This is a genomic window from Mesorhizobium sp. WSM3873 (genome assembly GCF_001672445.1).
GTDB lineage: Bacteria > Pseudomonadota > Alphaproteobacteria > Rhizobiales > Rhizobiaceae > Mesorhizobium.
In genome coordinates, this window is record NZ_LYTM01000010.1 from 101,310 (window position 1) to 126,386 (window position 25,077).

The following is a 25,077-nucleotide window of genomic DNA, read 5'->3' on the forward strand; positions in this document are numbered from 1 at the left end:
CCCAGATGGGAGAGAGGACAGCGTCCTTCCTCGCACACCAGTGAACGCCAGGTTTTGGTGAGGGTCAATTCTCAATGCTGTTAAGGGAAGCGCTTATGACCGACTCTCTCTTTTTGCCGCTGGCTCAGACCGGCATTTTCGAGTTGCTTGCACCTGCGCCGCCTGGATGGGGCGGAAATCTGCTGCGCGGATTCATTAATTCAGTCGAGATCGGCGTCGGAGCCTTTTCCTTGGGACTCCTTATTGGCACTGGCGGTGCATACGGCAAGCTCTATGGCGGACATGTGCTCCGCGATTTGCTTCAAGTCTACACCACCCTCATCCGAGCGGTGCCGGAACTCGTGCTAATTCTGCTCGTCTATTTCGCGGTTCCGGACCTGATCAATCGCCTCCTGGACATTCTGGGCTACGGATTGATCGACGTCAGCGGGCCCGTAGCAGGCATCGTTGCGCTCGGCTTCGTACAAGGTGCATACGCAACCGAGGTGCTGCGCGGCGCGATCCTCGCGGTACCGCAAGGCCAAATCGAGGCGGGACGAGCCTTTGGTATGACGCCTACGATGCTGATGCGACGCATCACACTGCCCGCGATGCTGCCCTTCGCAATCCCAGGTCTTGCGAATCTCTGGGTGATCGCATTCAAGAGCACAGCTCTTCTGGCCGTTGTCGGCTTCAACGAACTGACCCTCGAAACACGACAGGCAGCGGGCGCTACAAAAGCCTACTTCACCTTCTTCATGGCCGCTGGCATGCTTTACTTATTGCTTACCTTGATCTCCAACGTTCTGATTGGAGGCGTCGAGCATTGGGCGAGACGCGGCCAGCCGCCGATAGCGGAGAGCCGCTGATGACCTATTCCCCCACTGCCTCCGCGAGTTCGCGCCCGGTTGCCTGGTCGGTGCCACATCGCATTGCATTGATCGCGATAGCCATTGCCTTGATCACCTTAGCAGCTGTCTTAATGCGATGGGACTGGCTTGCCGATTACTACACGCTTGCGATTGTCGGTTTATGGCGAACGATCTGGATTCTGATCGTGACCAGTATCTTTGGATTTATCTTAGCTGTGCCGCTTGGACTCGCACAAGTGACGGGGACGATTTGGCTCAGTCTTCCAGCGAAAGCTTTTTGCACCGTAATTCGGGGCACGCCGTTGCTTCTGCAAATCTGGTTGCTCTATTATGGGCTTGGCTCGCTCTTCCCGCAATATCCATGGATTCGCGAATCCGATCTCTGGCCCCTTGTTCGACAGGCGTGGCCCTACGCTGTACTCGCTTTGACGCTGTCCTTCGCAGGCTATGTGGGCGAGATTATGCGCGGTGCTTTGGCTGGCGTGCCGCGCGGCCAACTCGAGGCCGCAAGCGCTTTCGGTATGAGCCGTTGGAAACTATTTCGCCGGGTCTGGTTGCCGCAAGCAATCCATAAGGCGTTGCCGACGTTGGCTGGTGAAACAGTGGGGCAGCTCAAAGCGACACCGCTCGTCGCTACGATCACGGTTATCGACCTTTATGCCGTTGCTCTCCGAGTTCGTCAGGACACATTCGTCATATACGAGCCATTACTCCTGCTGGCATTGGCATACATGGTCCTCACGGGATTCCTCGTATGGTTCTTCAATAGTCTCGAGGCCCGTATCCCGGTCCGAGTAGGGTGACGCGGGTTGAACCGGCGCGCGGTGAGCAGTTAGTCTGCCGCGACGGCCGTGATCGTTGGAAGCTCCACCAACAGAGTGCCCGGAACGACGAAGATATCCCTCGCTTGCGGAAAATTACTCGACACGATCCGCATTCACGAGAGCGCAACAACCAGTCGTGGGCCTAACGCAAATGACACGTTCAGACTCCGCGAGTTCGGGAACCCATTCGGTTTGTTGTTTCTGATTTCTCCAAATTCGTGATTCCAATGCAGAGCTTCTACGAGGCAACTGTTTCCCGTAAAGTCTACCCACAACTGACGGGCACACTGGACACGCAGGTCTGCATCATCGGTGCCGGGCTCGCCGGCCTATGCACTGCGCTCGGACTCGTGGAACGCGGCGTGCGCGACGTCGTGGTTCTCGAGGGCGAGCGGGTCGGCTTTGGCGCATCGGGCCGCAACGGCGGATTCGTCTTCGGCGGTTACAGCCTCGACAACGCCGACCTGCTGCGCACGCTCGGCCGCGACGAGGCACGTCGCCTGTACCGGCTTACAATCGACGCGGTCGACTTGATCCGCGCGCGGATTGCTCGCTACGCCATCGACTGCGACATCGTCGACCGCGGCGTGATGTTGGCAAACTGGTTCGACGATCAGGCTCGGCTGGACGGACTGCGCTCGCTGATGAAGCGAGAATTTGACGTTATATGGGAGCCGGTCGCGACGGAATCGCTGCGCTCAAGGTTGAGGACTAGGCGCTATCATGGTGGTCTCTTTGAGCCCAACGCGTTTCATTTCCATCCACTCAAGTACGTGCTCGGCGTCGCCCAAGCGGCGATGCAAGGGGGCGCGCGTGTCTTTGAGCAATCCTCGGCCTGCGCGATTGAGCGCGACGGCATGAGCTTCGTCGTGCGTACGCCGGAAGGCGCGGTGCGGGCGAAAGATGTCGTGTTCGCAGGCGGTGCCTACACGCGAGGCGTATCACCCCAAATTGAGCGAGCCATACTGCCGATCGCGACCTACGTGATTGCAACTGAGCCGCTCGGTGCCCGCCTTGCCGAGGCAATTGATGCTTCGCATGCAGTCTATGATACGCGCTTCGCGTTCGACTACTATCGACCGTTAAAGGACACACGAATTCTTTGGGGAGGGCGAATCTCGGTGTTCAACCGTGATCCAGGCGCCATCGCGCGCCTACTCAGGCGTGACCTTGAACGCGTGTACCCGCAGCTCAAAGACTTTCAAGTCCATCACGCGTGGGGGGGGATGATGAGCTACGCGCGCCACAAGATGCCGCAGATTGGTCGCACCGCTGACGGCCTATGGCATGCGGTCGCATTTGGAGGGCATGGGATAGCGCCGACCACGGTCGCGGGTGAAACAATCGCCGCAGCACTAGCCGAGGGCAGACCGGTGCCAAAGAGCTTCACTAGGTTTGGACTGACCCGTACGTTCGGCCTCGCGGGCCTCGCCGCAGCGCAGCTCACGTACACCGCATATCAAATGCGCGACACGCTCGCTCAGGGCGTGAAGTTCCAGGTCCGATAGACTAGGTAAAAAACAGTCATGAAGTCAGCGGATGAAGTTTCAAGGGGCGGCCAATTGAAAATTGGCTTCATCCTTGGCCGCTCTTTTACTCTTTCTGCGTTCTCGCTGTTCGTGGACACTCTCAGGTTGGCGAGTGACGTGGCCGACAAATCCGGTAGGGTTTTCGCCGATTGGCAGGTTCTGGGGAGCACCCCGCGCTTGATCTCCTCCAGTTGTGGAGTGCAGGTCGCGCCGACATCGAATTTCGTGGACCCTGTTGAGTTCAATTATGTCGTGGTCGTGGGCGGTCTCCTAAAAAGTGAATCTCCAGTTGACAACGAGACAGTCAGCTATCTCAAGAGAGCCGCAGCCAAGAACGTTCCATTAATCGGCGTCTGTACAGGGACGTTCATCCTGGCCGAGGCTGGCTTGATGAAGCAGCATCATACCTGTGTGAGCTGGCTCCACTATAACACCTTCCGCGAGCGCTTTCCGGGCCACCAGGTCCGGGCGGACCGTATATTCAATCTCGATCGTAGCAGGGGATCATGCGCCGGGGGCAGCAGCGCGGCAGATATGGCGGCGTCAATCGTCAGACGTCATATCAGTGCAGAGGCCGAGAGAAACGCACTCGAAGTGCTGCAGATTGAGAAGGCGCGCTCGGCTTTAGACATCCAGCCGCGCAGACCCCTTTCAATCGAATGCGACGACCCGCGGCTCAAAGCGGTTCTCATAATCATGGAGAGCCACCTTGAGAATACAATCCCCATTTCCAAGCTGGCAGCTTCAGTCGGACTATCTCGAAGGCAACTCGAGCGCCTGTTCATGAAGAAAACAAAGATATCGCCGGCACTTGCGTACAAAAAGGTGCGTCTGGAACGGGCGAGACGCCTCGTGATGCAGACCAGGGTTCCGTTAGTCGAGATCGCCGTGGAGGTCGGGTTTGAAAACCTCTCGCATTTCTCACGGCTGTTCCGAGAAGCTTATGGTCAACCGCCTAGCAAGTTCAGGTCAACAGTTTCAAACTGACTGAAATATTTTTCCGTAATGAGGCACGACCGCTTCGCCGACCGAGCTGACGTTCACTGGAGAAGGTTCAGATGCAGTAATATGACTTCCATATTCCGAAGCAGCAGGACGACTGGGGCGCTTCGAGATGTTCTGCTGCCTCCTTGAGCGTCAGGTCTGCCTTCTGTCTCAATGTCGCAAAATCCGTTCGCCTGCTGCTGCGCATTCCGTCCCCGAATCCTAAGAGCGGTGTTTCCGGACCATCTCTCGGGAGTGGTTTCGATCTGTGAGGTTGCCGGTTCTACATTGGAATCGGAGTTCGGCTTGTGCTGGAGCTGAATCAAATGCTTCCGAGGTCGCCGGCCGATCGTCTCAGGCCGCAGCAGGTCTTCGCCTGGCGCCGCGAAGCGCGCAACAGGCAACTGCGGTGTGACAAAATTCACTTGCTTTCGTGCCCGGCGGCGGTGGTAGCGCCGGAATCTTTAGCTAGGCATCCATCGAAGCAGCGAAAATGGAAAGCCACCCGAGACGCCAGTGTGCTCGAGCTTGAAATCGACGGCATCGCCATGCCGCGTTGGCCGGGCGCCGACCCCAACGCAGCTGCGGTCCCAACGGAAGCAAGGACTGTCCTCATGAGTAGAAGTTACTGACTCGTGACTAATATACGTTTGTAAGTCCGGCTGCGGTATCCAACACTAAGGCACTGAAATCAACAAGTTGGTGCGAGACACGCGTCGTGCTGTGTCTAGTCAGACTTGAATACCCTTGGAGGCGCGGCGTGAGTACCGTTCATAAATACATGCCCTCGCAGCGTGAGCAGGAATTTTTGGGAAAAGTGGTCAACGGCAAATACGACCGGCAGATCATCACCGGCATAGCCAAATTCGCCAGCGGTGACGTGTCCCAGGACATGCGGGGGTTCTATTCCCAAGAAGAACTCGACCAGATTCTCGAGTTGAAAGACACCCCGAGAGATCTGGAGGCGCGGATGCCGATCAAGATCACGCGGCACTATTATGAGCAGGCGCAATACAGCCGGCCCATGCAAACGCTCGTAAAAGCTAGCCCGAAAGAAACCTACGATCTCGATGGTGCCGAAGATCCGGGCAAGCAAATGACCTACAGCCCGCGCGAGGGGCTGATCCACAAGTATGAGCTTGGTCTTCTGTATGTGGCGTCCACCTGCTCCGCTCACTGTCGCTTCTGCTATCGCGAGGAGCTGATCGGCCGCAAAGAGATCACTCGCGAGGATGGGACCGTTGCTCCTAAGGGGTTGGCGCAGCTCGGCGAAATTGTCGAATACATTCGCGAGCACAACAGGGCGGTAACCGCGAATGGCGGTCTCCATCCAGAAAGCGGCCGTGAAAAGCTTCGCGAGATTCTTATGTCAGGCGGCGATCCCATGGTTCTAGGGAACAAGAACATCGCTGCCTGGCTTGGCGGGCTCGCGGAAGCCGGCGTCGAGAATATCCGCATCGGGACCAAGGAGTTGGCTTTCCATCCGCGGCGGTTCGATCAGGCTTTCTTTGCGATGCTTGATGCCTTTCATCAAGCCTATCCGGAGGTCAGCCTGCGAATGATGGTGCACTTCAACCATCCTGACGAGTTCCTCCGCAAGACACCGGATGGCGGCTATCTCGACAATCCTGGCGGTGGCTTGGAATGGATCGCCGAAACACGGGTTTCAGTCAGGGAACTTGCCCGGCGCGAATGGATCACCATCCACAATCAGTCGCCGATCATTCGCGATATCAATGACGATGCCGAGGCGCTGCGGATCATGCAGCGCGAGATGCTCCGAAACGGAATCAACAATCACTACTTCTTCTGCGGTCGCGACATAGTCGGACATAAGGCGTTCAATGTGCCAATCGAACGAGCGTGGCAGATCCTGAACGAATCGCAGAAGGGCTTGTCGGGGGTCGAGGCCCATGCGCGGCTTTCGATTACCCACTACAAGGGCAAGACCGAAGTGGCGGCCGTCACCAACGAGCCGGTGCCGGGCGTCCCTGGCGGTGAAAATGGCGTCGTTATCTTCAAGCTGCTGCGTTCGGCCGCTGATGCACGCGCCCGGTGCAAGGTGACAATCGTCGGCCGAAACCCGGATGCAATCTGGTTCGGCGGCTATGATGATCGCGTTATTTTCGATGAGGCTGGCCTTTATTCCATGTACGGGATCAGGCCCGCATTCCTGCAAGCTGCGGAGTAGCGGCGGATACGATCTGCTATTTCCAAACGGGTATGGGGGCCGGACGTGACCTATGTCGTCACAGAGAACTGCATCAAGTGCAAGTTTACGGACTGCGTCGATGTGTGTCCGGTCGATTGCTTTTACGAGGGACCTAACTTCCTCGTTATTCACCCCGACGAATGCATTGATTGCGATGCCTGTACACCGGTTTGTCCGGCAAAGGCGATCTACCGGGACACGGATTTGCCGGCAGATATGAGGCACTTCCTGGAGCTCAACGAAGAGCTTTCGCAGTTGTGGCCCAACATAACCGATTCCAGGGAATCGCTTCCCGATGCAGCCGCATGGGATGGAGTAGAGGGCAAGTTAAGCCATCTAGAGCGCTAGACGCTATCGGGAGATCCGCATGGACACTATATACTCGGGAATATCCAAGAGTGCTGCCCTATTTGAGCGCGCCAAGTCCGTTTTGCCGGGCGGATGCAGCCGAAACACCATTCTGCGCAAGCCGCATCCGATTTACGTCGAGCGAGGGCAAGGGTGCTACGTCTACGATGTGGAGGGTGTCCGTCGCATCGACTTTGCGAATAATGTGGCGTCGCTAATTCACGGGCACGCGCACACGGCGATCATTGCTGCTGTCAGCGAGCAGCTGCGGAAAGGAACCGCTTTTACTGTCGCGACCGAAGCCGAGATTGATTATGCCGAGTACATTTGCAGCCGTAATCCTGCCTTTGAGAGAATCCGCTTCGTCAATTCGGGAACGGAGGCGGTCATGGCGAGCCTCAAAGCTGCGCGGGCATTCACCCGGCGGCCGAAGATCGCAAAAGTCGAAGGCGCCTATCACGGTTTCTACGACTATGCCGAGGCAAGCCAGACAGCCAAGCCGGACAGTTGGGGACAGGCGGACCGCCCGTCCAGCGTTGCGGTATCTCGCGGAACGCCTCAGCGAGTACTCGACGATGTCGTTGTGATCCCGTTTAACGACGTGCAGCGCGGCCTCAAGATACTCGACGAGCACCGCGACCAATTGGCGTGCGTGCTCGTCGATGTGCTTCCCCATCGCATAGGTGTAATACAGGCCGCCGAAGACTTCGTTCGAGCGTTGAGACGCTGGACCGAACAGAACGGTGCGCTTCTCGTCTTCGACGAGGTGATCACGTTCCGGTCCAAATTCGGAGGCGCGCAACAATGGTACGATGTCCAGCCGGATATCACCGCTTTAGGCAAGATGATCGGGGGTGGCTTTCCCGTTGGGGGCATTGCCGGACGCGCGGATGTGATGGAAGTCTTGAACCCACTAAATGGGCCGGCGCCTTTTCCGCTATCTGGCACTTTCTCGGCAAACCCAATCACAATGACAGCCGGCCTCACGGCAATGAAGTTGTACCACCGGGAAGCTGTTGAGAAGCTCAACGCACTGGGCGAGCGCGCGCGAAGCTCAATCGGCGAGGCGATCAGGACAGCGGACGTGCCTGCTTGTGTCACCGGCCGAGGATCGATGTTTCGGATTCATCTATCCGCGGATGCGCCTGAGAACTACCGGCAGGCTTACCTGTCGCCGGAGAAAGCTGCGCTTCTTTCTGCATTCGTCGGGCATCTTTTCCACGGCGGCCTCCTCATGGTGGAAACGGGCACAGGTTTCCTATCCACGGCCATGTCGGACCAGGACATCGATGACATGGCGGCTGTGGTCCTCGTCGCCCTGCGTAAGATCAAGCCTTACCTGTAAATCGAGCTTTTCGCAGCCGGATCTTGCGCGACGCGAAACAGTCAAACCCGGAGCCGCGATCTTGGTGAAGTTCTGCTCTCTCCCCGAAGCCCTTGCGGAGAACCTCTTCGACGGCGACAACGTGGCGTTTGAGGGGTTCACACATCTCATACCGCATGCAGCGGCGCACGAGGCGATCCGGCAGGGACGGAGGGAATTGACCCTGATCCGCATGACGCCGGATCTGGTCTACGACCAAATGGTGGGGCTGGGGATGGCGAAAAAGCTCATCTTCTCTTATCTCGGCAATCCCGGCGTCGGACTCTTGCGACGCTGCCGCGACGCGATCGAAAATCGCCATCCACGGGTAGTCGAGATTGACGAGCACAGCCATGCCGGCATGGCGAACGCCTACGAGGCGGGGGCGGCGGGGCTGCCATTTGCCGTATTCCGTGGTTATCGTGGTGCGGGACTCGCCGAAGTCAACCCAAACATCAGATCGGTCACCTGCCCCTTTACCGGGGAGAGGCTCGCCGCGGTCCCGGCACTCCGACCCGATGTGACCTTTATCCACGCGCAGAAGGCGAACCGCAAGGGCGACGTGCTCATCGAGGGCATCATCGGCATCCAGAAGGAGGCGGTGCTCGCGGCCAAGCGCGCCGTGGTAACGGTGGAGGAAGTCGTCGAGGACTTTGGCGGTGTGCACCCCAATTGCTGCGTTCTGCCCAACTGGACGATTGCGGCAATCGCTGTCGTGCCGGGCGGCGCGCATCCCTCATACGCACATGGTTATTATGCGCGCGACAATGGGGCCTATCTCGAATGGGACCGCATCGCCGCCAACCGCGAAAGCTTCGGAGCATGGATGAAGACAAACGTTCTCGAGGCGAAGCCTGAAGATTTTGCGCACCGGGTTGGCCATTTGCGGAGTGCGGCATGAGCGAGGGCGGCTTCACATCCGACGAGATGATGATGATTGCCGCCGCACGGGCGCTTTCCAGCCGCGATGTCTGCTTCGTCGGTATCGGCGCGCCCTCTGCGGCCTGCAACGTCGCGCGGCTGACGCACGCGCCTGGCATCACGCTCATATACGAGAGCGGTACGATCGGCACGGCCCCGGAGGTGCTTCCCTTGTCGATCGGCGATGGGGAACTGTGCCAGACGGCTGTGACAACGGTCTCGGTGCCCGAAATGTTTCGCTACTGGCTGCAGGGCGGACGTATAACGGTTGGCTTTCTAGGCGCCGCGCAGCTCGATCGACACGGCAACATCAACACTACTGTCATTGGAGAGTATTATCACCCAAAGACGCGGCTTCCGGGAGGCGGTGGGGCTCCGGAAATCGCGACCTCCTGCGGCGAGGTTTTCATCACAATGAAGCAGTCACTGAGGGGTATGGTCGAGAAGATCGACTTCTTCACCTCGTTCGGTCACGGCGACGGCGGTGATGCGCGGGCGAAGCTCGGCATCATGACGAAGGGTCCGACGTTGCTCGTCACCGACCTTGCCGTATGGAGGCCCGAGCCGGAAACGAAGGAGTTCAAGGTGATGTCGCTTCATCCGGGGGTGACGCGGGACGCCGTGCAGGCTACGTGCGGCTGGAAGGTGAAATTCACCGACCGCCTCGAAGAGACACCACCGCCGAGTGGGGTTGAGCTTGCAACACTACGCGCCCTGAAAGAGCGCACGGAAACGGCGCACGGCGGCGGGAAGGAAGCGGCAGCCGGGGAGCGGCGTGACCATGGCTGAAGCCTTCATCTGCGACTATATCCGCACGCCGATCGGCCGCTTCGGCGGCGCGCTCGCTTCCGTCCGGGCCGACGACCTTGCCGCCGTGCCGCTCAAGGCTCTCGCTGGGCGCCATCTGGGTCTCGATCTCGAGGCGATCGACGAGGTCGTGATCGGCTGCGCCAATCAGGCGGGCGAGGACAATCGCAACGTAGCGCGCATGGCCCTGCTTCTCGCGGGCTTTCCAATGAGCGTGCCCGGTACGACGATTAACCGGCTGTGCGGCTCGGGCATGGACGCCGTTCTCACGGCGGCCCGCGCCATCGCGGCCGGCGAGATTTCGCTTTCGATTGCGGGTGGCGTAGAAAACATGAGCCGGGCGCCCTTCGTGCTCCCCAAAGCCGAGACGGCCTTCTCACGCTCGGCCCAGGTCTACGACACCACGATCGGCTGGCGCTTCGTCAACCCGCTAATAAAGAAGCAGCACGGCGTCGATTCGATGCCCGAGACGGGCGAGAATGTCGCCGAAGACTTCCAGGTTTCGCGCGCCGATCAGGACGCATTCGCGCTGCGGTCGCAGCAGAGGGCGGCACGAGCGGCCGCAAACGGCCGGCTTGCCCGCGAGATCACGCCGGTCGCAATCTCCCAGCGCAAGAACGAACACATCATCGTGGAGAAGGACGAGCACCCCCGTCCCGACACGACGATGGAAGCGCTTTCGCGCCTGCCGTCTCCGTTCCGGGAGGGCGGCACGGTGACGGCTGGTAATGCGTCGGGCGTCAACGATGGGGCGGCCGCCTTGATTATCGCCTCGGAGGAGGCCGTCAAGCGCCACGGGCTCAGACCCATCGCCCGCATTCTCGGCGGGGCGACCGCGGGCGTGCCGCCGCGCATCATGGGGTTCGGCCCGGCGCCGGCGACAAAGAAGCTCTGCGCGCGGCTCAGTTTGAAGGCGAGCTATTTCGACGTCATCGAACTCAACGAGGCCTTTGCAAGCCAGGGGCTTGCCGTCTTGCGCGATCTCGGACTTCCGGACGATGCCGAGCACGTCAATCCGAACGGCGGCGCCATCGCGCTCGGCCATCCGCTCGGCATGTCGGGCGCTCGCATCACCGGTACGGCAGCGCTCGAAATCGCCGGGCGCGGCGCGCGGCTGGCGCTAGCAACGATGTGCATCGGGGTCGGCCAGGGCATTGCCATCGCGCTTGAGCGTGTGTGAAGTGCCGCACGAAACCAGACCTGCCCCAAGGCTTTACGACGCTCGAGTTCGGGGTTGGCCGCGCCGCCCTAACTCGCCAGCTCTAACTCGTTTGGGAATTGATCTGAGATCGGTTCACGGCTTCACGAGGGAACGTGCTCACGTCGGTACTTCCGTTGCTAGCTGTTTACAACCAGTTTTGCGGCCGATGTTACGATTTTCGGTGCGAAGGCGGGAGCCGCAAGCGGATCGGAACACTTGCAAGCATCCCGCCACCAGCCAGTATGGCGATTGAGCAGGCGGGGGGCATTTCGAGATTGGCGCAACGTGCCGGTGCAATGGCGAGGAGCTATGTTCGAGCGATTGTCATGGTGGTCCGCCGTGCAGTCGAGATCAGCCAGCGCGTAAATGCGTTTACTTGGGCGTTAACGCCGCCTGCTGCGCTGACTACAAAATAGCTGTTGTGCGTCTTCAGAGGCGTGTCGCTTAGCGGGATCAAAATTCCACGCTCGAGCTCCGTTTCAATCAGATATTTGGGTAGGAGCGCGGCACCGAGCGAGGATGCGGCAGCCGAGATGATCATGGAAAACTGATCGAAATGTCGACCGCCCAGCAGCCGCTTGTCGCTGATTCCTTTAATAGCGAACCAGTCAATCCACGCGCTTTCGCGAGTGATGAGGTGCAGAAGCGGAGCAGCCGCGAGGCGAACGGGCTCGGTTATCATGTATGCATCGCGGAAGTTCGGCGATGCAACTGGCAGCATTTCCTCATCGAACAACTTATTCATTCGTGCGTCTGGCCAGTTGGCTCTTCCGAAATGGATCGCAACGTCGAAGCGCTCTCGTGTGAGGTCGAACGGGACGGTGCGGGTCTCTAGCCTGATTTCGATGTTGGGATGATCCTTCACAAACCCCCCCAATCTGGGAATGAGCCAACGACTGGCAAATGTCGGCAGGATACCGACACGTAACGTCGAATTTCGCTCGCCGGCGGCAATCGCCCGCACGACCGATTGCTTAAGGTTCTCAAGATCGACCGCCAGATCCGCCGCAAACTGTTTGCCAGCCTCGGTTAATGAGACGCGCCGGCCTACGCGCCGAAACAGTGTCACACCGATCATCTCCTCAAGTTCCTTAACTTGTCGGCTGACAGCGCTTTGCGTAAGATGAAGCTCCTCCGCCGCTTGGGTAAAGCTGTCGTGCCGCGCAGCGCACTCAAAGCTGCGCAAAAGCGCATAGGACGGACGATTGCGGTGACCTATTGATTGCACAGGTCCAACACCTTCCATGAGCGGCAGTACAGTTCCCGCTGCTTTAATACATTCAGTTATTTCATTTTCAATGGGAGTTTTTCGGATACCAAAGATCCCGAAGCAACATCCCTGAGCACCGCTGCCTGCAGTTCTTCCATGGAACGCAGTGTGTTGCAGCACCAACCTGCACAGGCGAGACGGCTCATCGGTCGTTCGATTACGGCACCGGCATCTTCAGCAGAAAGAGTTCCGAAAGTCGCCCGACAGTCTTCTTCGACCTTCTATGAGGAAATTCTTTCCGCGAGCTCGCATCGAAGCTCATTTAGAGGGTAAGCGACAGACCATCGCGCGCTGTAAGGATCGCGTTCCATTTCTGCATCGCCACCTTCGGCTTAACCGCGGCGTCAGCCAAATCGCACTCGGACCTAAGCTTATGACGAAATGTGCTTTGTCTTCTGTTGCCGTCAAGGTGCTTCAATTTTGCTCCTCATTCCTATTTGGAATGAATTGTTGAACAAATGTCGATATCAAGGCCGGCCAGATGATGCTTTGATCGCATGCAGGTCACCGAAATAGCCGAATGCGGAGGACGCTGCTTCGGCCCCTCTCGCAAGCAACTAGCCCGGAGTGGACGCAGACGCTGCGCTTCTGCTTATTCCGCGATGTTGTTGCGAGATCGGATCACTGATGGTCCACCCGCCGCCGTGACTTCGACGCCCGTCCCTAACGTTAGGAAACACGATGACTTCGCGCGCAACTCAGATCACAAATTCGTCACTCCGCCGCGAGGTCGAGGCGATCCTCGGTCGCTGCGGCGTCGATGCTGCGGCCCTTGCGGCTGGTGAGCTCGTTGTGAGATCCCCAATTTCGGGCGAAACGCTCGCCCGCCTGAAGATCGTAAATGCCGCAACCGCCGATGAAGCTATTGAAAACGCCCATTCGGCCTTCCTCGAGTGGCGACTGGTGCCTGCACCGAAGCGCGGCGAGCTGATTCGGCTACTTGGCGAGGAGCTCAGGGGGGCCAAGGACGACATCGGGCGCCTCGTTTCCATCGAAGTAGGCAAGATTCCTTCAGAGGGTCTGGGCGAGGTCCAGGAGATGATTGACATCTGCGACTTCGCCGTGGGCCTGTCGCGTCAGTTGCACGGCCTCACAATGGCTACCGAGCGTGCCGAGCACCGGATGATGGAGACCTGGCATCCGCTCGGCGTGACCGGCATCATCTCAGCTTTCAACTTCCCCGTCGCCGTCTGGTCGTGGAACGCGGCGCTTGCGCTTGTCTGCGGCAATTCCATCGTCTGGAAGCCCTCGGAGAAGACGCCGCTGACCGCGCTGGCGGCTCAGGCCCTGTTCAACCGCGCAGCCAAGCGCTTCCAAGAGGAGGGCGGAAACGTCCCGGAAGGGCTGTGCAGCGTCCTGATCGGCGCCCGCGATATCGGGGAGGTGCTGGTTGACCATCCTAAAGTGCCGTTGATCTCTGCCACGGGTTCGACGGCAATGGGCCGCGCGATTGGCCCTAGGGTCGCATCCCGTTTCGGCCGTGCGATCTTGGAACTTGGTGGAAATAATGCGGCAATCGTCACCGCGACCGCAGATCTTGACCTCAGCTTGCGCGGCGTTGCCTTCGCCGCAATGGGCACTGCCGGTCAGCGTTGCACTTCGTTGCGGCGCATGTTTGTGCATGAAAGCGTCTACGACAGCTTTGTGTCGCGGCTGAAAAAGGCCTATGCATCCGTGTCAGTTGGCAATCCGCTCGAATCCGGCAAGCTCGTCGGCCCGTTGATTGACAAGGCGGCCTTCGACGCGCTGCAGGCGGCGCTTGCCCTCGCAAAGGCAGCTGGCGGGACGATATTTGGCGGCGAGCGGGTCGATGCCGGCTTCGGCGAGGGGGCTTACTACGTCCGCCCCGCGCTCGTTGAGATGAACAACCAGACCGGTCCGGTCAAAAGAGAGACCTTCGCTCCAATCCTCTACGTTATAGGCTACAGCGATTTCGATGAGGCGCTACGGCTGCACAACGCCGTGCCGCAAGGTCTGTCGTCGTCGATCTTCACGAGCGACCTGCGCGAGGCGGAGACCTTCCTTTCCTCCCGCGGCTCCGACTGCGGCATTGCCAATGTGAACATCGGCCCGTCCGGCGCCGAGATCGGCGGGGCCTTCGGTGGCGAAAAGGAAACAGGCGGAGGTCGAGAATCCGGCTCGGACGCCTGGAAAGTATATATGCGTCGGGCCACTAACACCATCAACTACGGCCGCTCACTGCCTCTCGCCCAGGGCGTAGAGTTCGACGTCGCGTGAAGGCGACCACGGGACAGCCGCCTATGTCGTGTCCATACGCCAGATCGCCGGCGCATATGAGCTCATAGGCATCTGAGGGGGTGTTGGGAATGCATTTGATCAGAACCCGAAAGAGGTCACTTCTTGCCGCTGACGTCCGGTTCCCCAACGACCGCGACACTATGGCGGCGCGCCCTGCCGATTTACCTCCCGACCGGCAGGGCGCCTTTTTTGAGACGCCGGATCGTGAACTCGCTTCTTCGAGTTAATACGCTGGGAGCAGCAATATGGATTATGTCGAACCTAGTCTAGATGACGTCCATCACATACATTAGCTATGACAACCCTGCAATTTTTCCATGTCTGAGGCACTGGAGCCGGCTACGCAGGTCGTGTTGCGCGGCAGTGTTCTTGCACACTTGTCAATGTCCTACCGCTGCCGCGTGATGTTAGCGTGAGCCGATGCCGGAAGGTCGAGAAAGCTGCTGAACGGCAAACATGCAGACTGTCTTCGAGAGATTTTTAGAACGGCTTTCAGAAAGCGTCGACGAGACGGATCTCCGCGACGCCCTGAACGATGTCGCATCAGGACTCGATCTGCTCGCTTTTGCTTACCTTTCCTTGCCACCCCGGTCTGATGACAAACCCACGCTGATCTCGAATTATCCGGCGCCCTGGACAGAACGCTATCTTGATAACCGGTATCAGATCGTCGACCCGGTCATTGTGCGTGCACGCCGTGGCGGATGCCCGTTTCGTTGGGGATCCGATCTGAGCGGCGAGGAGCCTGCAGGGGCTCAGGTTTTCGAAGAAGCGGCGCAGTTTGGCATCTGCTGCGGCATGACGATCCCGATTATTGACCGCCGAGGAAATTTTGCAGCGATAACGTTTGCCGCTGACAAGCCCGACGCTGTATTTTTCCGCGCCGCAGAACGCCACGAAGAAGGTCTCCCGTATATAGCGACCTGTTTTCATATGTTCGTTCGCCGCAAACTGTCCGCCGATCGAATGATCGAGGGTGTCTTGCTAACGCCGCGGGAATATGAGTGCCTGCAGTGGGCAGCACAAGGCAAGTCCGATTGGGAGATCGGCTGCATCCTGGGGATCACACAGCGCACCGCCGCCTTTCATCTGGGCAACGCTCGCCGGAAGCTTGGGGTGACGACCACCCGGCAGGCAATTGGGCGCCTGGCCCGTTCGGGTTTCGGTTCACTGACGAGTTAGCTTCATGTGCGCGGCGGCGTTGAAACGTCGCCTGTGGCGCTCGAGTGCCTCAATGCCCTTTGTGCTGCCTGGGCCCCGATTGAACGTCGTTCTTCGGGGCATCCACCGATCGCTCGCCGGACCTTCACATCGCGAGATCGCTGAAGTGCTGATCGGGGAAGTCGGGTGCAAGCCGACTGGACGGATCCTGGCGATCACCTCCGCGACCGCATCCGGCGCATCTCTCCGGCCGTGCGCTCAGGAACGGGGACTGTCGTGAGTTACTTGCCGGAAAACGTGACAGTTCCATCCGTGCGTCAGCCGCCGAACAGTTCCTTGTAGCCGGTCGTTACCATCCAGTTCGCCCGGTCGATATGGCTGCGAACAGCCTTGCGGGCGCGCACCGGTTCAAGGACGGGGTCGATGCCGAGAATGAGTTCCGCCATTTCCTCTACGCTGGCATCGTCGGCGCAGGCGTCGAGGATGCGCAGGTAAATGGTGGAATGCTGCCTGTCGTAGCTCGTGATGCTGTCTGACCAGGGGACCTGATCGAGCAGTGCCGAGCTTTCAGTCCCATCTGTTCCCGTCGATCGATTCATCTCTGCTGCCGAACCTCGCATGTTGATAGCTGGATTCAAGACAGCATATCCCAAAATGGGATAATCCGGAACCGGGATTAGTGGCTGAGCCGGTCTTTACCTGACCGGGTCGCCTACATGCCCAAATCACTTCGATCTGCCCGCCACCAGCGGTTTCTGGCCCAGTTGATATCGTTGCGCAAGGCCAAAGGCATGACACAGGCACAGGTGGCCGAGAAGCTTGGCCGGCCGCAATCCTTCGTGGCCAAGTATGAGGGTGGAGAGCGGCGTCTCGATATCATTGAGTTTCTCGACGTAGCTGTGGTGCTTGAGGCTGATCCTTGCGAGATTCTGTTGAGCCTGCGGTCATAGCTAGTGGATTGATCGGGACGGACGAGTCCGATTTGGGATTCCCGGTTTTACGTACCTGTGCGACGATGCGGGATGCGCACCGGTATCAGCATCGTCGTCACGGCATCGGACAGGGCCCGGCTTAAGGCGCTCGTCGCGGCGCGCGGTTCGCCGCAAAAGCACGTGTGGCGCGCGCGGATCATCCTGTTGACCGACGATGGCTTAGGTACGGTCGCGATCATGGCGGCTACGGCCAAATCAAAGACCTGCGTGTGGCGCTGGCAGGAGCGGTTCATGGCCGAGGGCGTGGATGGCCTGCTGCGCGATAGGACCCGACCTCCGGGCATCGCGCCGCTCGAAACCTCGCTGGTCGACAAGGTTGTGGCGCTGACGCTGGCGCAGCCCGACCACGAGGCGACGCACTGGACGGTTCGCGCAATGGCAAGGGCGGTTGGCATGCTGGTCGAGAGCGCATGGCCTATAGGCATGCGCCGAGAGTCGGCGCGAAGAAGCTGTATCGTCTGGAGCAGGCGCCGCCAGCGGTGAGAGAGATCGCCTTGAAGCCGCAGGCCCGACTGACGGCCCGCTATCGAATGTTGAGCGCACGAGGCAAGAAGACGACAGTGGTCTGCACGGCTATAGCCCGCGAACTGGTCGGCTTCATATGGGCTTTTGCCAGGGAGGCGCACGCAACCTGATCTAGTCGCTGCAGGCGACACATCCTTCGCTCATGGGCGGGGCGGGACCACGGAAGGGGAATGCCCGTCAGACGCTTTGTGGCCGGCAGTTCGACCGACCGACGCCCGCGGTAAGATAAGAACAGCCCCGGATGCACAATCGGGAATGCGGAAACCAATCCGCGCATCAGAGCTTGATCACCGACGTCCTTCAGTTCCGCCTCCACCCATGCGCGATCATCAGAATGAACAACCGACCTCTCGATCGGCCGGACCCCCGCGTTCTGAACCTTGACAGCTGACATCAGAGCGCTGTTCTCAGGCCCGGCTTTGAGCTCGAGCAGCGTAATCTTCACCGTCGGCTTGCATCGGACTTCAGCTTAAGCGGATCGGCGCCGCAGCCGTAGACCATCATGAGATCGGCCGAACGACAGTAGCGGACGTTGGCGGAAGTAGCGAGCGACTGACTCTTGCTATCGCGCGCGATAATGCGCGCCGGCTGGCCACTCTAGGGAAAAACGCAATTACTCTGACGGCTGAGTTCGACTCATGAGGCCGATGCCCTAGCCAAAGCCATCATCGAAATGGTCGACCGGCTGACCGATGATCGCCGGTCTAAGCTCAGAACACGTGACGATCTGGCGCCGCTGCCAGGAACGTAGCCGAACTGACGTGCGAGCCAAAAGCCGTCGCCGGGCGCCTTATAGGCGACGGCGATCCGCTTTATGGTATACCCGGCGGCCTAGCTGGCTTCGTCGGCCAGCGCAGCTTCAACAGTGATGCTGCCTCGGCATCGATCTTCTTAAAGCGCTGGCGCTCGAGGTCGGGCACAAGCGCGGCAAACAGCCCGTTTCGCCTTGCTCATTTCGATGAGGCGATGATCGCGTTATCCTGTTCAAGAGGGGTAAGTGACCGGCTCGCGTCAGACTGCGACATCGGGTGCCCCCTCTGATGGAGGTCCAACATACCACACCCTCGCTGCTCGCCTCATACCCCAGTGAACGTGGCAAGCATTTTAAACCGGGAAGTCCTCTGGACGGACAGACGCTGCCAGGTTCAAACACAATTTTTACAAAAGATTAATCCCGATCATTTCCGCGAATGCTATTCTCCACTCCGCTGCAGGTTTCGGACTTTCGGGTAGCTGATGCGAACTTTGATCAAGCAACTGGTATCCGCTTTCGAAACGGGAAACAACGCCTTCAGGCGCCGTGGCGTATTGGGCCGCAGGCCCTCTCGGGATCGCAGGACCTGCGGCGCTGCGGCCGCGTAGCACTCGGAAGTTGAGTGCAATGCGGTGATGGTGCTCGCTGGGAGGATCCGGATGGTCCATGATAGGCAGAGGTCGTCTTTGCGAGCCGGCGGCCAGTTGGCGCTAGTGACATTCCGCAAGCCGACGTGGAATGACGCGGCCGATGTATGGGATCTCATCGCGCTCTGTCCCCAACTGGACCGCAACTCGCTTTACTGCGAGAGCTCCTACTCTGCACTGATTTCGCCGACACATGCGTGCTCGCGGATTTTAATCTGGCAGATTGCCGTGCATCCCATGGTACGAAGCACAGGCCTAGGCAAGGAACTGATCCTCTCAGCCCTGAACGGGCCATCTTGCGAGGGTGTGACGCACATCAAAGCAACGGTGACGCTCAGCAATAGGGCATCCAAGTTGTTCTTCGCAGCTGTGGCTAAGGACCTAGGCGCGCCGATCCGGCAAACTCTTTGGTTCGACCGCGTGGCTCACTTTAAGGGACGGCATGATAGCGAATACCTGATAACAATCGGCCCTATCGCACCCTCAATGAGCAAAAATTCCGCCAGATCTACTTAGCCAACCATCTAAATGAGGGAGCACAATGAGAATCCGAAGTGCGCCAGATCGCGAGGAGCAATTTGCGATCTTCATCCATCTTGAGTTCGAAGTGCGCAGCTACGCATGCTCGAGAACGCTTTTGAAAGCGTGATCGGGCAGGGCACTGAACGCCAGAGCGAACGAGGTGAATTATGATCGTCAGGGATCTCGAAGAGGAGAAACTTACAGCCCGACGTGTAGAATCATTGGGGTGGGAAAGCGTGAGGTTGCTCCTGAAGAGCGATGGAATGGGTTTCTCCTTTCATATTACTAAGATCCAACCGGGCGCACGGCTCAAGATGCATTATCGGAACCACCTTGAGGCGGTCTACTGCATCTCAGGAACGGGCTCTATCAAACATTCCCAGGGGAACGAGATCCATCTCGTGCGGCCGGGGATCATTTACGCGCTCGTTATGCATGACGCCCACCTGCTGTGTGCCGAGACCGAAATGGTATTGGCCTGCGTCTTTGTACCTCCCTTGGTGGGGCGCGAGGTGCATGATGAGACTGGGGCCTATCGTCTGGACTCCCAGGCGACGTGACGCGGCAACAGGGAAGCTCAACAAAGCCGCCGTACTGAAAGTATTTGGAGGTGATTCTCTTGCCGAATTGCGAGCTTGCCGTCCACACCGTCGAGAAGATCGGAGGCACGTCGATTTCCAACACCTCCGCCGTACTCGAGAACGTCCTGGTTGGGGGACGTCAGGGGAGCGCACTGTACAATCGCTTATTCGTCGTATCCGCTTACAGCGGAATGACGGACCGGCTTCTCGAGCATAAGAAGACCGGCAAGCCCGGCGTTTATGCACTCTTCGCGGGAGCCAGATCAAGATCCGCTTGGGTCGAAGCGATCGCGGAGGCCCATCGGGAGATGAGGAGGCTCAATGCGGAAATCTTCGGCGGCTCGTCTGAAAGGCAGGACGCCGATGAGTTTGTGAACGACCGCATTGAAGGAGTGCGCGGCTGCCTCTTAAATCTGCAGCGGATCAGCTCATATGGCTACTTCAGGCTCGAAGAGTCCTTGAATGCGGTGCGCGAGATTCTGGCCGCGCAAGGCGAAGCCCACAGTGCTCACAACACGGTTCTGCTCCTCAAGAAACTCGGGGTGGAGGCGATCTTCGTGGACATAACGGGCTGGCGCGACGAAACAGAAATGAGCCTTGACGCGCGAATCGGAACAGCGCTATCCGAGATCGATCTCGGCAAGCAGCTGCCGATCGTCACGGGCTACAGCCGATGCCCTAGCGGTCTAGTGCGGCTCTATGGCCGCGGCTACGCCGAGGTCACATTCGCTCGGATCGCCGCGCTCACAGGCGCCAAGGAGGCAATAATCCACAAGGAGTTCCACTTGTCGACAGCCGACCCTAAGATTGTCGGCATCGATCGGGTCCGCACTGTCGGCCATACTAACTATGACGTCGCCAATCAGCTGTCTAACCTCGAACTGGAAGCAATTCATCCGGCCGCGTCCAAGGAGCTGCGCCGTGCAAATATACCCCTTCGTGTCAAGAATACGTTCGATCCTCGGAGCGATGGAACCATCATCACTCGCGACTATATCTCTGATACACCGCGAGCAGAAATGGTCGCAGGCCTCAGGGGCGTGCATGCTTTAGAGCTCTTCGATCCGAATATGGTAGGTGTGAACGACTATGATGCAGATATGCTCAAGACTTTGAAATGTTATGATGTCCGCGTGGTCACGAAGGCATCGAATGCAAATAGCATCACACATTACCTCGCCGCAACGCCCGAGGCGATCGCCCCCCTCGTCGAGGCGCTACAGGAAAACTTTCCAACGGCTGCCGTTGCCACAAGAACAGTCGGCATTGTCTCAGTCATCGGGAGCGCTCTCAATCCCCAGAACCTAACGGCCTCTGCTGCGCAAGCGTTAGCGGATGCCTACATAGAGGTCCTGGGAGTACATCAGCTCATGCGCAACGTAGATCTCATCTTCATAGTGGACGAATTGCGCTTGGACGACGCAATTAGGGCGCTCCACGGCGCTCTGATCGAAGATTCACGGCTTTCGTCTTGCAGCTCAGCTTTCCGCTAGATGTTTGATCCCAGGCTCACATGACGATGCTGGGGTCAAGAGGGGCGTTGGGGCGGCATCGTGTTCCTCCAATTGGTCGCGGAATCCAGAGCTGGGCCCGATTGCGTGACACGGCTCGGTCAATCGAGCCTGGTCAAACTCACATAGGGTCGCCGCTTGAGGACGGCTGCACCAATATCCCGATTTCGGCGGCAGGGGCCCAGAAGGCGAGACCCGTCTTTGATACGGCATTCCAGCCAGCTGGGATCTCGGTTCGCCTCCTGGATCCGCCGAGGCTGATCAGGCCTCGAGGGATGAGTGTGTCGGTGTGGTCTCGTCAGACAGCCTTCATGACGGCACCTTCGATGACGACGCCCGCGGTCACGTATTTCCACAGCGTCACGAGCAGCTTCCTTGCAAGAGCGACAATGGTTGTCTTTTTGAGGCGCCCCTGATTGCGCATCACGCGTTCGTGGAACCAGCGGGTAAGCGCTGAAGCCGGTTGATTGCGCAGCCATAGCCAGGCCAACTCGATCATCGTCGTTCGCAGCCGGGGGTTGCCGGCCTTCGAGACGCCTTGCTCGTGCTGGACCGATCCGCTCTGCCAGGGTGTCGGCGCGAGCCCGGCATAGGCCGCGACCTGCCGGCGATTATCGAAGTGCCGGAACAGCCCTTCCGAGTAGAGGATAGCCGCGCACTCGGGGCCCATACCCTTGAAATCGAGCAATGTCGCTGCTGGAGTTTCGGCGACTTCGATTGCCAGCAGAGCGTCGCGCTCGGCCTGCACCTCTTTGATCTGGGCCATCACCAGTTCGAGTCGGTCGAGCTCGCGACGGATTTGCCCCTTGAGATGTTCAGGCAGCGCGCGACCGTCGCCGGTCTTCAATTCCTCAAGCCGATGTCGCCGGTCACCGCCGCAGCGGCTCGTAGCCGGTGATGCCCTGAGCAAACAGCAGGCCCTTGATCCGGTTGACATGGCAGGTCCGCTCACCAACCAGAACCCTGCGTTCACGGCCGATGCGGCGGCGGTCCTCCTCCTTGACGCCCGGCACCCTGACCATCGCGCACACGCGCGGCTCGCCCCGCTTGTAGGCGAGCAGCGCGCGAACCAGCGCCTCACCATCGATCTTGTCGGTCTTGGCACGACGCCGCCGGCGCGACGTAGCAATCGAGGCGGCGTCCACGACGTGGCTTTCGATCTCCTCGGCTTCCAGGACACGATGTATCCAGAAGCCGTCCAGACCCGCCTCCTGAATGACGACAAGCGCAAAGTGCCGTCCGGTGCTTGTATGCGCCTTGTCCTGGAGCTGGGCAAAGCGCGCCAGCAGTCCGGCGATATCGCCGCCGCGCACTGTATGTTTCGACATCTTCTCGCCGCGGCCCGGCGACAGCGAGGTCACCAACCAGGTCGATTTACTGAGTTCCAGAGAAACGAAGATCGCGCCTAGGTCGGTGCGGATAGCGGCGGGCGCCGCGGCTTGATCGGCTGCAACATGCATGATTGGCCTCCACAGAGTTGTTGGTCAGCAACCCCACCCTGCCAGAGCGCAGGTCGCTATCCACCACCGGTCATGGGATCTTTGATGGGCATCCAAGGGATGCGCTATGGGCTAGATTCTTCATGGGAGCGCCACGACGACAGAGGCGGTCCGTCGAGCGATACAGCATAATCATGTCTGGACGGCGCCCGCCGATCAAGGGTTTGTTTTCGGCAATGGGACGTTCGCGGGTGCGGTCATGTCTCCGGCCTGTTGTTGCAGTACTGTGACCGCTGGCCTTGATGGTGTCCGCTGATCCTTTGGCCTGATCAAGAGAACGAGCTCGAAGCTCCGACTACGTTGCAGGCTTTCGGGATATGTCCTCGTCTGTTCCCATCACGTCATTGTAACCCTCGATTCTGGACCGCAGCCTCAGCCGTTTTTTCCGTTACGCCGGCGTAGCGGCATAGCGTGCGTCATCACGCATGAGCGCGAAGGCGATGCGGGCGAGCTTGTTGGCGGTCGCCACGGCGACAAGCTTGAACGGCTTGGCCTCTATCAGGCGATCGGCCCAGCTTCTCAACGCATCGCAACGTTTGCGATGGAAGAGGACCGCGTGAGCGCCGACAACGAGCAGCTTGCGCAGATATCGGTTTCCCATCTTGGAAACTCGCCCCGGCCGCTCCTTGCCGCCTGATGAACTTTGCCGGGGCGTTAGCCCAAGGAAGGCCGCGAACTCACGCCGGCCCGAGAAGGCGGAGATATCCTGGATACTTGCGGCAAGCGCAGAGGCGGTGACGGGACCGATGCCGGGAACGCTCATCAGACGGCGCGCGGTCTCATCGGCTCTGGCGAGAGCCAGAATGGCCTGATCGCTTTGTCCGATCTCATGATCGAGTTCGTTCAGCCGACGCACGACAGGCAACAGCGCCGAGCGTACGATCGCCGGGATCATGTCGTTGCTTTCCATGATGAGAACCGCCAGAGCACGAACATTGTTCGGTCCCTGCGCGGCGATGATCCCGATCTCGGCCAGATGGCTGCGCAGGGCATTGAGCAGTTGTGTACGCTGTGCCACCAAAAGTTCGCGCACCTTATGGTGCATGAGCGCAGCCTGGTTCTCGACCGATCGCACCGGTACAAAGCGCATGGAGGGCCGCGTCACCGCCTCGCAGATGGCCGCTGCATCAGCGGCGTCGTTCTTCTGGCGACGCACATAGGCCTTCACATACGCTGGCGGCATCGGCCGCACGTCATGGCCAAAACTTGCCAGTTCGCGAGCCCAATGATGATCCGAGCCGCATGCTTCCATGCCGATCAGGCACGACGGTAGACGCTCGAAGAATGCCAGCACATCTTTGCGCCGCAGCGCACGAGACATGACGACACGGACGAGTTGCTTCCGGTTGCCTACTTCCATGTGGTGTTCACGCGGCCGGCCGAGGTCGCCGCGATCGCTTTCCAGAACAAGGCGATGGTCTACACGATCCTGTTCAAAGCGGCCGCCGAGACGCTACGCACAATCGCCGCCGATCCCAGGCATCTCGAGCTGGCTGCGCCTGTGGTTTTAGCCGCCAGCTGGAAAGAAGCGGAGATCCGAGGACAAGGAATGGGGCACTGCTTCGCCGGCCTGATGTTATCAGGGCCCTGCCAGCAACCTTCGCTGCTCGTCCCTCGATCGTATTCCTGAAGTCTGTCGATCACGCGAGCAAGCTGCATTCGGGCGAGCACATGGCAGTGGCCGGTAGGGCATTCAGCTGCTGGCGAGCCGCCGTTCAAGGTACGATAGGGTCTGGAGACAGGGGAGCTCCGGCTCGGCGTACTTTCTATGCGAGACGGCCAATGGTCGGCGATGTTTTGCTGACGCCGCGCATTGGCTGCCCGCAAACAATGGACAGTGCGGTGGCAAGTCTGCCTGGAGCAATCGGCTGCCGCCGGGACAGGCGGAGCCTGGCCGCGCTCCATCTCCATGCCGCTCGCAAACAGCCGCCGTGGGCACCACCCAAAGGAGCGATTGCACGCCTCGCCGGTTCGTTTTTGCGTTCGACTGAACAGTCGGCTTAACCTGTACAACTATACAGGCTGCCATGGCGTGAAACTTGGCCTCCAATGGCGGAAATTTCCCCTTAGGAGACCTGCCATGACTGAGTTAATGGCGCCGGCGCTACGACAAGTTGCCCACAATGAGCGTGCAATCCACCGCCACGCCACTGCGCCTTCAAGGAACGTCTGGAACGCCACGCAGGAGCCGATCACCGCTATCAAACCGACTCCCTTGGCGTGCTCCGGCTGCCCTGGCTGTCGCTGCGCGGGTCCGACCGTCTGCTCGCTGTTTGCGGGCGTCTTCTGCCCTCGTCAGTGCCGATGGTACACGCT

18 protein-coding genes and 3 pseudogenes are annotated in these 25,077 nt (G+C 59.3%); 17 read left to right on the forward strand and 4 right to left on the reverse strand.

Annotated elements, in window-relative coordinates:
- Positions 1-95: 95 nt before the first annotated feature.
- From A9K71_RS08915 to pcaF, 10 genes are all read left to right on the forward strand, one after another.
- Positions 96-848 (forward strand): ABC transporter permease, encoded by a 753-nt coding sequence (locus A9K71_RS08915; protein WP_066993424.1) that lies wholly within the window; start codon positions 96-98, stop codon positions 846-848.
- On the forward strand, positions 848-1,654 hold the full coding sequence (locus A9K71_RS08920; RefSeq protein WP_066993549.1) for an ABC transporter permease: 807 nt from the start codon (positions 848-850) through the stop codon (positions 1,652-1,654). The genes A9K71_RS08915 and A9K71_RS08920 overlap by 1 nt, the downstream gene beginning before the upstream one ends.
- Before the next feature lie 248 nt (positions 1,655-1,902).
- Positions 1,903-3,183 carry an FAD-binding oxidoreductase gene (locus tag A9K71_RS08925; RefSeq protein WP_066993426.1) on the forward strand — a complete coding sequence of 427 codons (1,281 nt, stop codon included), beginning with the start codon at positions 1,903-1,905 and terminating at the stop codon, positions 3,181-3,183.
- Between the two features lie 18 nt (positions 3,184-3,201).
- Complete coding sequence (locus A9K71_RS08930) at positions 3,202-4,191, forward strand: GlxA family transcriptional regulator (RefSeq protein ID WP_066993429.1); 990 nt, start codon at positions 3,202-3,204, stop codon at positions 4,189-4,191.
- Between the two features lie 757 nt (positions 4,192-4,948).
- On the forward strand, positions 4,949-6,379 hold the full coding sequence (locus A9K71_RS08935; protein ID WP_156319970.1) for a hypothetical protein: 1,431 nt from the start codon (positions 4,949-4,951) through the stop codon (positions 6,377-6,379).
- Between the two features lie 45 nt (positions 6,380-6,424).
- Entirely contained in the window at positions 6,425-6,748 is a 324-nt protein-coding gene (fdxA, locus tag A9K71_RS08940) for a ferredoxin FdxA (RefSeq protein ID WP_066993435.1), read from the forward strand.
- A gap of 19 nt (positions 6,749-6,767) precedes the next feature.
- A complete protein-coding gene (locus A9K71_RS08945) occupies positions 6,768-8,093 on the forward strand; it encodes an aspartate aminotransferase family protein (protein ID WP_066993438.1) in 1,326 nt (441 codons plus the stop codon).
- A gap of 61 nt (positions 8,094-8,154) precedes the next feature.
- Positions 8,155-9,012, forward strand: a complete 858-nt coding sequence (locus A9K71_RS08950) for a CoA-transferase (protein ID WP_066993440.1) — start codon at positions 8,155-8,157, stop codon at positions 9,010-9,012.
- The gene (locus A9K71_RS08955; RefSeq protein ID WP_066993443.1) at positions 9,009-9,821 is read left to right on the forward strand and encodes a CoA-transferase subunit beta; all 813 of its coding nucleotides are present in this window, start codon (positions 9,009-9,011) and stop codon (positions 9,819-9,821) included. Before A9K71_RS08950 ends, A9K71_RS08955 begins: the two co-directional genes overlap by 4 nt.
- Complete coding sequence (gene pcaF, locus A9K71_RS08960; protein ID WP_066993446.1) at positions 9,814-11,019, forward strand: 3-oxoadipyl-CoA thiolase; 1,206 nt, start codon at positions 9,814-9,816, stop codon at positions 11,017-11,019. Before A9K71_RS08955 ends, pcaF begins: the two co-directional genes overlap by 8 nt.
- 328 nt (positions 11,020-11,347) lie before the next feature.
- On the opposite strand, the gene A9K71_RS08965 is transcribed toward pcaF, so the two are convergent.
- Positions 11,348-12,286: a LysR substrate-binding domain-containing protein gene (locus tag A9K71_RS08965; protein ID WP_066993449.1), complete on the reverse strand. Its 939-nt coding sequence runs from the start codon at positions 12,284-12,286 to the stop codon at positions 11,348-11,350.
- Between the two features lie 705 nt (positions 12,287-12,991).
- Here A9K71_RS08965 and A9K71_RS08970 point away from each other — a divergent pair.
- Together A9K71_RS08970 and A9K71_RS08975 are read left to right on the forward strand one after the other, a co-directional pair.
- Positions 12,992-14,548, forward strand: a complete 1,557-nt coding sequence (locus A9K71_RS08970) for an aldehyde dehydrogenase family protein (RefSeq protein WP_066993452.1) — start codon at positions 12,992-12,994, stop codon at positions 14,546-14,548.
- Positions 14,549-15,025: 477 nt separating this feature from the next.
- The gene (locus A9K71_RS08975; RefSeq protein ID WP_066993455.1) at positions 15,026-15,751 is read left to right on the forward strand and encodes a LuxR family transcriptional regulator; all 726 of its coding nucleotides are present in this window, start codon (positions 15,026-15,028) and stop codon (positions 15,749-15,751) included.
- A 296-nt stretch (positions 15,752-16,047) separates the two neighbouring features.
- Here A9K71_RS08975 and A9K71_RS08980 read toward each other — a convergent pair whose 3' ends face one another.
- Entirely contained in the window at positions 16,048-16,329 is a 282-nt protein-coding gene (locus A9K71_RS08980) for a DUF2285 domain-containing protein (RefSeq protein WP_066993458.1), read from the reverse strand.
- Between the two features lie 117 nt (positions 16,330-16,446).
- Here A9K71_RS08980 and A9K71_RS08985 point away from each other — a divergent pair, with 117 nt between their 5' ends.
- From A9K71_RS08985 to A9K71_RS09010, 4 genes and pseudogenes are all read left to right on the forward strand, one after another.
- Positions 16,447-16,680, forward strand: a complete 234-nt coding sequence (locus A9K71_RS08985) for a helix-turn-helix transcriptional regulator (RefSeq protein ID WP_066993461.1) — start codon at positions 16,447-16,449, stop codon at positions 16,678-16,680.
- A gap of 72 nt (positions 16,681-16,752) precedes the next feature.
- Positions 16,753-17,118 (forward strand): annotated as a pseudogene (locus A9K71_RS31980) (helix-turn-helix domain-containing protein); the annotation flags it as partial.
- A gap of 2,219 nt (positions 17,119-19,337) precedes the next feature.
- Positions 19,338-19,730 (forward strand): ectoine synthase, encoded by a 393-nt coding sequence (locus tag A9K71_RS09005; protein ID WP_066993469.1) that lies wholly within the window; start codon positions 19,338-19,340, stop codon positions 19,728-19,730.
- A gap of 50 nt (positions 19,731-19,780) precedes the next feature.
- Complete coding sequence (locus A9K71_RS09010) at positions 19,781-21,244, forward strand: aspartate kinase (RefSeq protein ID WP_245299570.1); 1,464 nt, start codon at positions 19,781-19,783, stop codon at positions 21,242-21,244.
- A 316-nt stretch (positions 21,245-21,560) separates the two neighbouring features.
- Here the strand turns inward: A9K71_RS09010 and A9K71_RS09015 are convergent.
- Positions 21,561-22,722 (reverse strand): annotated as a pseudogene (locus tag A9K71_RS09015) (IS110 family transposase).
- A gap of 427 nt (positions 22,723-23,149) precedes the next feature.
- Entirely contained in the window at positions 23,150-24,121 is a 972-nt protein-coding gene (locus tag A9K71_RS09020) for an IS110 family transposase (RefSeq protein WP_066993473.1), read from the reverse strand.
- On the opposite strand from A9K71_RS09020, the pseudogene A9K71_RS31295 reads away from it, so the two are divergent.
- Positions 24,092-24,244: pseudogene (locus A9K71_RS31295) on the forward strand (IS91 family transposase); the annotation flags it as partial. The gene A9K71_RS09020 and the pseudogene A9K71_RS31295 sit on opposite strands and share 30 nt — an antisense overlap.
- Positions 24,245-25,077 lie beyond the last annotated feature (833 nt).